At 72.3% G+C, this 9,009-nt stretch carries 12 protein-coding genes and 2 tRNA genes; 12 read left to right on the top strand and 2 right to left on the bottom strand.

From position 1 onward, the window contains the following. From ACWEN3_RS34210 to ACWEN3_RS34200, 3 genes are all read left to right on the top strand, one after another. Nucleotides 1–278 (top strand): hypothetical protein (locus ACWEN3_RS34210; protein ID WP_452978895.1); only part of this gene is annotated, 278 nt, incomplete at its 5' end. Between the two features lie 44 nt (nucleotides 279–322). Beyond that, complete coding sequence (locus ACWEN3_RS34205) at nucleotides 323–547, top strand: hypothetical protein (RefSeq protein ID WP_452978892.1); 225 nt, start codon at nucleotides 323–325, stop codon at nucleotides 545–547. Between the two features lie 41 nt (nucleotides 548–588). Then, nucleotides 589–801, top strand: coding sequence for a hypothetical protein (locus ACWEN3_RS34200; protein WP_452978889.1), 213 nt, complete (start codon nucleotides 589–591; stop codon nucleotides 799–801). 61 nt (nucleotides 802–862) lie between these two features. Here ACWEN3_RS34200 and ACWEN3_RS34195 read toward each other — a convergent pair whose 3' ends face one another. Further along, nucleotides 863–1,519, bottom strand: a complete 657-nt coding sequence (locus ACWEN3_RS34195; RefSeq protein ID WP_452978886.1) for an NAD(P)H-binding protein — start codon at nucleotides 1,517–1,519, stop codon at nucleotides 863–865. 375 nt (nucleotides 1,520–1,894) lie between these two features. Further along, nucleotides 1,895–3,160 (bottom strand): amidohydrolase family protein, encoded by a 1,266-nt coding sequence (locus ACWEN3_RS34190; protein WP_452978883.1) that lies wholly within the window; start codon nucleotides 3,158–3,160, stop codon nucleotides 1,895–1,897. A gap of 561 nt (nucleotides 3,161–3,721) precedes the next feature. Between ACWEN3_RS34190 and ACWEN3_RS34185 the strand changes: the two genes are divergently transcribed. From ACWEN3_RS34185 to ACWEN3_RS34145, 9 genes are all read left to right on the top strand, one after another. Next, nucleotides 3,722–3,794: transfer RNA gene (locus ACWEN3_RS34185), tRNA-Thr, on the top strand. 45 nt (nucleotides 3,795–3,839) lie between these two features. Further along, nucleotides 3,840–3,912 (top strand) — tRNA-Met (locus ACWEN3_RS34180). Between the two features lie 90 nt (nucleotides 3,913–4,002). Further along, complete coding sequence (gene rpmG / locus ACWEN3_RS34175; RefSeq protein ID WP_003948671.1) at nucleotides 4,003–4,167, top strand: 50S ribosomal protein L33; 165 nt, start codon at nucleotides 4,003–4,005, stop codon at nucleotides 4,165–4,167. Nucleotides 4,168–4,279: 112 nt separating this feature from the next. Further along, on the top strand, nucleotides 4,280–4,732 hold the full coding sequence (locus ACWEN3_RS34170; protein ID WP_452978880.1) for an FAS1-like dehydratase domain-containing protein: 453 nt from the start codon (nucleotides 4,280–4,282) through the stop codon (nucleotides 4,730–4,732). 7 nt (nucleotides 4,733–4,739) lie between these two features. Further along, nucleotides 4,740–5,168 (top strand): MaoC family dehydratase, encoded by a 429-nt coding sequence (locus ACWEN3_RS34165; RefSeq protein ID WP_452978877.1) that lies wholly within the window; start codon nucleotides 4,740–4,742, stop codon nucleotides 5,166–5,168. 164 nt (nucleotides 5,169–5,332) lie between these two features. Next, nucleotides 5,333–5,902 (top strand): TetR/AcrR family transcriptional regulator, encoded by a 570-nt coding sequence (locus ACWEN3_RS34160; RefSeq protein WP_452978874.1) that lies wholly within the window; start codon nucleotides 5,333–5,335, stop codon nucleotides 5,900–5,902. A gap of 87 nt (nucleotides 5,903–5,989) precedes the next feature. Next, entirely contained in the window at nucleotides 5,990–7,447 is a 1,458-nt protein-coding gene (locus ACWEN3_RS34155) for a DHA2 family efflux MFS transporter permease subunit (protein WP_452978871.1), read from the top strand. 63 nt (nucleotides 7,448–7,510) lie between these two features. Then, complete coding sequence (locus tag ACWEN3_RS34150; protein WP_452978868.1) at nucleotides 7,511–7,891, top strand: DUF3291 domain-containing protein; 381 nt, start codon at nucleotides 7,511–7,513, stop codon at nucleotides 7,889–7,891. 184 nt (nucleotides 7,892–8,075) lie between these two features. Beyond that, nucleotides 8,076–9,009, top strand: a 934-nt coding sequence (locus ACWEN3_RS34145) for a UDP-N-acetylmuramate dehydrogenase (RefSeq protein WP_452978865.1), incomplete at its 3' end; no start/stop codon positions are given.

Raw genomic sequence — 9,009 nt, 5'->3', positions numbered from 1 at the left:
CCGAGGCGGCCACCTCCGGCGGGCTGATCTGGCTGTTCCCTAGAATCGAACGCGTGAACGGTAACTATCCGCCGGCGCCTTCCGAGGGCGGGCCGAACCGTCGGCGCACCGCGTACGTCCATGCCGGAGGCCGCTCGCGCGCCGGCCGGCGCGACACGGGGGCCGGCCGGCACTCCATGGAGATCGGCCGGGAGCCGGCGGTGCGTGTGCTCACCGCAGGAGATGTCCCGGCAATCCCGCCGCGCAGGTCCGGCACCGTGCAGGGAATCCCCGAATGACCGGCCCGGGTGCGGGTCCGGCCGGTCCGGACGATGCTGGAGCCATGGCAGGGAAACGTCCCATCGTCGTGCACCTGCCCTCCCCGACCGGTGGCCGCCGGGTCCGGGTGGACGGCGAGATCCTCGGCCTCGCGCACAACGTGGGGGACCTGGTCGAGTTCCTGCGCCGGGCCGGGCTGGAGATCGAGCCGGAGCAGGTGGCCGACTCGCCGCTGATCGACTGGCGCGGGGTGGGACCGGACCGATGGGAAGCGGAGACGCGCACGTGAGGGCGGTGTCGCCTTCGCCCGGGCGCGGGCACACTGGCGGCATGCCCTCCCGACGCAGAACCTGTCCCGTGTGCCGCCGCGAAATCGCGGTCGTCGCCGGCCGCTTCGCGCGACACGACCCGCCCGGGGCACGGGAGAACCGCGAGCTCGTCTCCTGCGCGGGGTCACGGCAGCATGCGCAACTCGGGGCGGTCCAGCCGTCGTTGGACGGGTACGCCGTGCCGGACTTTCCCGGGCAGCTGCCCCTGTTCTGAGTTGGCCGGGTTCTGACGGGGCGGCAGCGGGTCCGAACCGTTCAACGCCCGGCCGTCGCTCTCAGTTCCCGGCCACCGACTTCACCGCGACCGACACCGGCGTCGAGCCGCTGATCAGCTCCAGCGTCAGGCCTGCCGTCGCCGACGTGTCCACCAGCTCCGCGATCACGGCCGCCACGTCGTCCCGCGGGATCGGGCCGCGCCCGGTGTGCGCCTCCAGTCGGACCAGGCCGGTTCCCGCGTCGTTCGTCAGCGCGCCCGGGCGCAGGATCGTCCAGTCCAGGGCCTCCTGGCGGCTGACGTACGCGTCGGCCTCGCCCTTGGCGCGCAGATACACGTCGAAGACGTCATCGCCCTGGTGCGCGGGGTCGGCGCCCATCGAGGACACCACCACGAAACGGCGTACGCGCGTGCGGACGGCCGCGTCCGCGAACAGCATCGCCGCGCCCTTGTCCACGGTCTCCTTGCGGGCCGTGCCGCTACCAGGGCCCGCACCGGCCGCGAACACCGCCGCGTCCGCGCCCTGCAGATGCGCCGCGACCTCCTCCACCGAGGCGGACTCCAGGTCGAGCAGGACCGGTTCGGCACCGGCCGTCCGCAGGTCGTCGCCCTGCTCGGCTTTGCGGATGATTCCCGCCACCTCGTCCCCACGCGCGGCGAGCAGACGCTCCAGCCGCAGCGCGATCTGACCATGACCCCCAGCGATGACAATGCGCATGTTTCCGACCGTACGCCCGAAGAGCCGCGCCCGCCGCACGACTTAACCGGCGTGGCCTGGGGTGACCCGGGCACTCGCGCACCGGAGCGCACCCGGCTCACGCGCCCCGGGCACACCGGGCCCACCGGCCTCGGGCGCACCGGACTCACCGCCCTCGGGAGCACCCGGATCGCCGTACCCGGCCCACCACCTTCGGGCACACCCCGACCGCCGTATCCGGCCCACCGCCCTCGGGCGCACCCGGATCACAGCCCCACGGGCCGCCCCCGGCTCACAGGCGCCAGGTGCGGCCCGCACCTGTCTCACAAGTACCAGCCCGCACCGGAATCACATGCGGGAGTCGCCGGTCACCCCGGGCGCCTCACCTTCGCCGCCTCACGACAGCTCTCCGCGCCCCTGGCGTGGCAGCCCCAGTTCCGCGGCGGCCGCCGAGTTGCAGTACTCGCGGACCGCGCTCGTACGCGCCACCACCCGCCCCCGGTGCACCACGATCCGGCTGTACGCCAGGGAGAGGGCGCCGGCCAGATGGTCGCCGCGTACGGCGAGGAGTTCGGCGGGGAAGCCCGCTTCCACGCGGACGTCCGGCAGGCCCAGGACCGCACGGGCCGAGGCGCTCACGCTGTCGTAGGCGTTCTCCGGGCGCAGCCCGTGGGCGGAGGCGAGGAGGTAGGCCGCCTCGAGGGGGTCGCCGCGGCCGACCGGGTTCGAGACGTCGCGCAGGGCGCCGCTGCCGGCGGCCACCCGGACCCCGGCCGCGCGCAGCAGCCGCACCGGAGCCATGCCCCGCCGGTCGCCGCCGCCGCAGCGGCCCTGCGGCAGGCACACCACCGTCACGCCGGCCGCCGCGAGCTGGTCCGCGGCACGGGAGGCGGCCTCCGCGGGCAGGCGCGCGAGACCGGCGCACGGCCCGATCGTCACGCCGGGGCGCAGGCCCCCCGCCATGGCGGCGAGCCGGGACAACCTGGCCGGGTCGGCGGCGTCCGTGTGCAGGTCCACCGGACAGCCGTGCTCGGAGGCCACCTCCAGGACCGCCTCCACGTAACCCGTGGGATCCGGGTCCAGGTCCGGGCAGCCGCCCACCACCGAGGCGCCCATCTTCACCGCGTCCCGCAGCATCGCGAGCCCGTCGGCGCCGGCCACACCCGTCAGCAGCCGGGGCATCGCGACCGTCGTCAGTTCCGCGAGCCCTCGCAGCGCCCGCCGCGCCTGCAGGACGGCACCGAGCGCGCCCAGGCCCTGGACGTCGCCCACGCGTACGTGCGCGCGTACCGCCGTCGCCCCGTGTCCGAGCTGCAGCAGCACCGACTCCGTCGCCCGGCGCTGGACCTCCTCGGGGGCGTACGAGACCGGACCGGGGTGCTCGCCGGACAGGGCGGTGTCGCCGTGGGCGTGCGGATCCGCCGGGGCGGGGAGCAGCAGGTAGCCGGTCAGGTCCACCCGCACGGCACCCGTCCCGGCCGGGGCCGGCGCGAGGCTGCCGGCGGTGCCCACCGCCTCGATGCGCCCGCCGCCCAGCCGTACGTCCACGGTCCGGCCGTCGGTGAGCCGCGCCCCGCACAGCAGGAGCCCTGCCGGATCGGACTGGCCCGAGGACCCCGACGAGTTCGACGGCGGTTGCGGCTGCGGCTGGCTGTCGGGCATCGCGCTCCAGGGTCGGGGCCGGGGCGGTGGGGCTCTGGGCACCTCGGCGTGCGCCGTCGGAGGCTCTGAGCGCCCAAGATCACACAGAGTGACTCGAGCCTAGGGTGGCGAGCCGCGCAGCTCGTGGAGGAGCGCAATAGTCGTACCGGCGTGGCCCACCACCGGCCGTACGCGCACCGCCGTACGCGCACCGCCGTACGTGCACCGGCCGTACCTGCGCTGCACCGGCCATACCTGTGCCGTCCGCCCGTGCGGCCCATCTCATCGGTGTCCACGGCCGCCGCACGGTCCCTGTCACGTCCGGCCGGATCCCACCCCCGCCCGAGACGACCACGCGCGCGTGCCCCACACCCGGTCCGTACGACCACGTGCGGACACGCGCGCGCGTGCCCGCATCCGCCGGGCCCCGCATCACACCCTCCGGACCCACCTCCTCGCCCGGCCCATCGCCGTTTCCCGGGGTGTGCGAGGCGACGGAGAGTGCTGGGAAGTGGGGTGCGGCGGGCGCGGGGATACGGATTTGGGCGAACGGCTGCGGACCGTGTAATGTCTTCATCGCTCGCCCCAATAGCTCAGTCGGCAGAGCGTCTCCATGGTAAGGAGAAGGTCAACGGTTCGATTCCGTTTTGGGGCTCTGGTGGGAGAGGTTCCCGTCGCAAGGCGGGGCTGATCTCATCAAAGCGGTGTAGCTCAGTCGGTAGAGCAAGCGGCTCATAATCGCTGTGTCACCGGTTCAAGTCCGGTCACCGCTACTGACAGTAGCCGATTGTGGGGTCGGTCCTTCGATCGGCTACTCTTTCTTGCGTTAAATCAGTCCATCCGTTCGTCTTAGGAGCACTCACGTGGCTGCCACCGACGTCCGCCCGAAGATCACGCTGGCCTGCGTGGAGTGCAAGGAGCGGAACTACATCACCAAGAAGAACCGGCGTAACAACCCGGACCGTCTTGAGATGAAGAAGCACTGCCCGCGTTGCAACGCGCACACCGCGCACCGCGAGACGCGATAAAAGGCTCGTTCACGAGGCCGTCCCCTTCCGAGGGGGCGGCCTCGTGGCGTTTCCCCGGTTGGTTTCGGGCTAATTTGGGGCCATCACAGCAGACATCAGGAGGTGCCGGGCCATGGCGCTCGATCAGTCCTTCGTGGGACGGACCTATCCGCCCACCGCGCCCTACGAGGTGGGCCGGGAGAAGATCCGCGAGTTCGCCGAGGCGGTCGGCGAGGCCAACCCGGTGTACACGGACCCGGAAGCCGCCAAGGCGTTCGGGCACCCCGATGTGATCGCTCCGCCGACCTTCGTGTTCTCCATCACGTTCCGCGCCGCCGGGCAGGTCGTCGAGGACCCGCAGCTCGGTCTGGACTACAGCCGCGTGGTGCACGGCGACCAGAAGTTCGCCTACGTCCGCCCGGTGCGCGCCGGCGACCGGCTCACGGTCACCTCCACCATCGAGGCCATCAAGTCCCTCGCGGGCAACGACATCCTGGACATCCGCGGTGAGGTGCACGACGAGGCGGGCGAGCACGTCGTGACCGCCTGGACCAAGCTCGTGGCCCGCGCGGCCGAGGAGGCGTGAGCACCTGATGACGGCGAACATCGCGTACGGCGACGTCGAGGTCGGCACCGAGCTGCCGGCGCAGACCTTCCCCGTGACCCGTGCCGCGCTCGTGCGCTACGCGGGCGCCTCTGGGGACTTCAACCCGATCCACTGGAACGAGAAGTTCGCCAAGGAGGTGGGCCTTCCGGACGTCATCGCGCACGGCATGTTCACCATGGCCGAGGCGATCCGCGTGGTCACCGATTGGATCGGGGACCCCGGGGCGGTCGTGGAGTACGGCGTCCGCTTCACCAAGCCCGTCGTCGTGCCCAACGACGACACGGGCGCCCTGATCGAGGTCAGCGGCAAGGTCGCGGCCAAGCTCGACGACAACACCGTGCGCGTGGACCTGACGGCGACCAGCGGCGGCCAGAAGGTGCTGGGCATGTCCCGGGCGGTCGTACGACTGGCCTGACAGGCCGGCTTCGTGGTCCGGGGTAAGGGGCGTTCTCCATGGCGGGGCGCCCCTTACGCGTACAGCGCACCGCTTGCTCGACTCATACAGCGCACCGCTTACTCGTACCGGCGCACCGCACAGCACGCCTTGCCAAGTTAGTGATTGAGTACTAACTTAGCCGCATGCCCAGGATGAGTGCAGAGGAGCGGCGCGAGAGCGTCATCCGTGCGGCGATGGACGAGTTCGGTCGTGGCGGCTACTACGGCACGTCCACCGAGGCGATCGCCAAGCGGGTCGGGGTCTCGCAGCCCTATCTCTTCCGGCTCTTCCCGGGGAAGAAGGCGATCTTCCTGGCGGCGGCGGAACGCTGCATGGAGGACACCGTCCGGATGTTCACGGAGGCCGCCGACGGACTGTGGGGCGAAGAGGCCCTGCACGCCATGGCGAACGCGTACACCGAGGCCATCGCGGAGCGGCCCTCGCGGCTGCTCATGCAGATGCAGATGTACCTGGCCGTCTCGGCCGCCGAGGAAGAGGGCGACCACGAGTTCGGGGAAGCGGTGCGCGCCGGCTGGATGCGGCTGTGGGACGCCGTCCACGTGCCGCTGGGTGACGACAGCAACGAGACGACCGGCTTCATGGCGTCCGGGATGCTGATCAACTGCCTGGTCGCCATGGGCTTTCCGCCTGGGCACCGGGTCTGGGAGGGGCTGTACCCGTCGGCGCGGCTGACGGGCCGGCTGGAGAAGTAGCGGGAGAAGGCGGGTGCGCTCGCCTTTTTCTGGGCGCAAAAGTTAGTGATCAATAACTAATCCGGTTGCATCACCTCTGGGGGAGCGATGTCACAGCAGACCGAAACACCGGGCACCACGGCCCGCGGCAGCACCGCCTGGGCCCTTCTCATCACCAGCGTCGCCGGCTTCATGGCGGCCCTCGACAACCTCGTCGTCACCACCGCCCTGCCCTCGATCCGCAAGGACCTCGGCGGGGCGCTGGACGATCTGGAGTGGACCGTGAGCGCGTACACGCTCACCTTCGCCGTCCTGCTGATGTTCGGCGCCGCGCTCGGTGACCGGTTCGGGCGCAGGCGGCTGTTCATCGCCGGACTCGCCGTCTTCACCGGCGCCTCCGCCGCCGCGGCCATGGCGCCCGGCATCGGCTCCCTGATCGCCGCCCGCGCGGTCCAGGGCGTCGGCGCGGCCGTGATGATGCCGCTCACCCTGACCCTGCTGACCGCGGCCGTGCCCGCCGCCAGGCGCGGGACGGTCTACGGCATCTGGGGCGCCGTCAACGGACTCGCCGTCGCCTCCGGACCCCTCATCGGCGGCAGCCTCACCGAGCACGTCTCCTGGCACTGGATCTTCTGGCTGAACGTCCCGCTCGGCCTGATCGTGCTGCCGCTCGCCCGTCTGCGCCTCGCCGAGTCCCACGGCATCGGCGCCCGGCTCGACATCCCCGGCACACTGCTCGCCAGCGGCGGACTCTTCGGGATCGTGTACGGGCTGGTGCGCGGCCCCGTCGACGGGTGGACCGGCGCCCTCGTGCTGACCGGCCTGATCGCGGGCACCGCGCTGCTCGCCGGCTTCGTCCGCCACGGGATCCGCAGCAAGAACCCCATGCTGCCGATGCGGCTGTTCCGCTCCCGCGCCTTCGCGGGCATCAACGCCGCGAGCCTGCTGATGTTCCTGGGGATGTTCGGCTCGATCTTCCTGCTCAGCCAGTACATGCAGGGCGTGCTCGGCTACTCGCCCACCGAGGCGGGCCTCAGGATGCTGCCGTGGACCGGCATGCCGATGATCGTCGCGCCGATCGCCGGGATGCTGTCCGACCGCATCGGCGGCCGCCCGGTCGTCGCCGCGGGCCTCTTCCTCCAGGCCGTCGGCCTCGGCTACATGGCCGCCGTGGCCACCGTGGACGCCTCCTACGCCGCCCAGCTGCCCGCCCTCGTCGTCAGCGGCATCGGCATGGCCCTGTACTTCGCCCCGGCCGCCAACCTGGTGATGTCCAGCGTCCGCCCGCAGGAGCAGGGCATCGCCTCCGGTGCGAACAACGCCCTGCGCGAGGTCGGCGGGGCGCTCGGCATCGCGGTCATGTCGTCGATCTTCTCCGCCCGCGGAGGCTACGAGTCCGCGCAGGCCTTCGTGGACGGTCTGCGGCCCGCCCTGGTCACCGGCTCGGCGATGGTCGCACTCGCCGCACTCGCCGCCCTGGTGATCCCGGCCCGCCGGAGCGCCGCGCGGACCGCCGCGAAGACCGGTGAGGCGCCCGCGCCGGTCCTGGAGACCAGCTCCCGCTGACCCGGAACCTCCCGCTGACCTCGAACCTCTCGCCGACCCGGAACCTTCCGCAAGGAGCCCGTGATGCCCACGCTTCCCTGGACCGTCCCGAACCCGGCGCCCCCCGGTGCCGAGGTGCACGTGTTCGCCTCCCGCTTCGAGACCCGCACCCTGTGGGGCGCCCTGCGCTTCCTCGCCCGCACCCCGGCGGTGTGGCGGCAGATCGGCCACGCGCGCGGCGCCTACGGGGCCTCCCTCAGGGCCCGGCCCCTGCGGCGGACCTTCTGGACGCTGTCCGCGTGGGAGTCGGCCGAGGCGCTGAAGGCCTTCGCCCACTCCGGCGCTCACCGGCCGATCTCCGGCGCGCTCTCCTCCCAGATGCGCGACGTCGTCTTCGCCACCTGGCGGACCACCAGCGACGAACTTCCGCTGAGCTGGGAGGAGGCGTTCCGGCGACTGTCGTAGACCGCCTGGCGGCCGCCCACGACGCACGCACGCGCGCGTGGCCCTCGGAAGGGGGCCACGCGCGCGTGCCTCTTCTTCCCGTGCGGGTGCCGCCGACGCGGGCGCCATCTGCGTACGGGAGCCGTCGGTGCGCGGGAGCCGCGTGCGTACAGGGCTGTCGGAGCCGTCTCGTAGTCTTGGGGCCGTGCAGGTACTCCACGACGCCCCCCTTGCCCCGCTGACCACCTTCCGGCTCGGCGGTCCCGCGACGCGGCTGGTCACCGCCGTGACCGACGCCGAGGTGATCGACGCCGTCCGCGAGGCCGACGACAACGGGACGCCGCTGCTGGTCATCGGCGGCGGATCGAACCTGGTCATCGGCGACAAGGGCTTCGACGGCACCGCCCTGCGCATCGCCACCCGCGGTGTCGAACTGCGCGGCACCACGCTGGAGCTGGCGGCCGGCGAGGTCTGGACGGACGCCGTCGCCCGCACGGTCGAGGCCGGGCTCGCCGGCGTCGAGTGCCTGGCCGGGATCCCCGGGTCGGCGGGCGCCACGCCGATCCAGAACGTGGGCGCCTACGGCCAGGAGGTCTCCTCCACCATCACCGAGGTGATCGCCTACGACCGGCGCGCCGGTGAGACCGTCACGCTGACGAACGAGGAGTGCGCCTTCTCCTACCGGCACAGCCGCTTCAAGGCCGACCCCGAGCGCTACGTCGTGCTCCGCGTCCGCTTCGAGCTGGAGGACGCCGGCGGCCTGTCCGCGCCCGTGAAGTACGCCGAGGCGGCCCGTGCGCTCGGTGTCGAACCCGGGGACCGGGTGCCGCTGGCCGACGCCCGCGAGACCGTGCTGAAGCTGCGCGCCGGAAAGGGCATGGTCCTGGCCCCGGAGGACCACGACACCTGGTCGGCCGGCTCCTTCTTCACCAACCCGATCCTCACCGAGGCGCAGTTCGCCGCCTTCCACGCGCGCGTGCACGAGCGGCTGGGGGCGGACGTCCAGCCGCCCGCGTACCCGGCGGGCGACCGCACCAAGACCTCCGCGGCCTGGCTGATCGACAAGGCGGGCTTCACCAAGGGCTACGGCACCGGGCCCGCCCGCATCTCCACCAAGCACACGCTCGCCCTCACCAACC

It is taken from the genome of Streptomyces sp. NPDC004561, assembly GCF_053602155.1.
The sequence above is the reverse complement of the archived record's forward strand: the minus strand, read 5'-3'. Positions and strand labels throughout refer to the sequence as shown.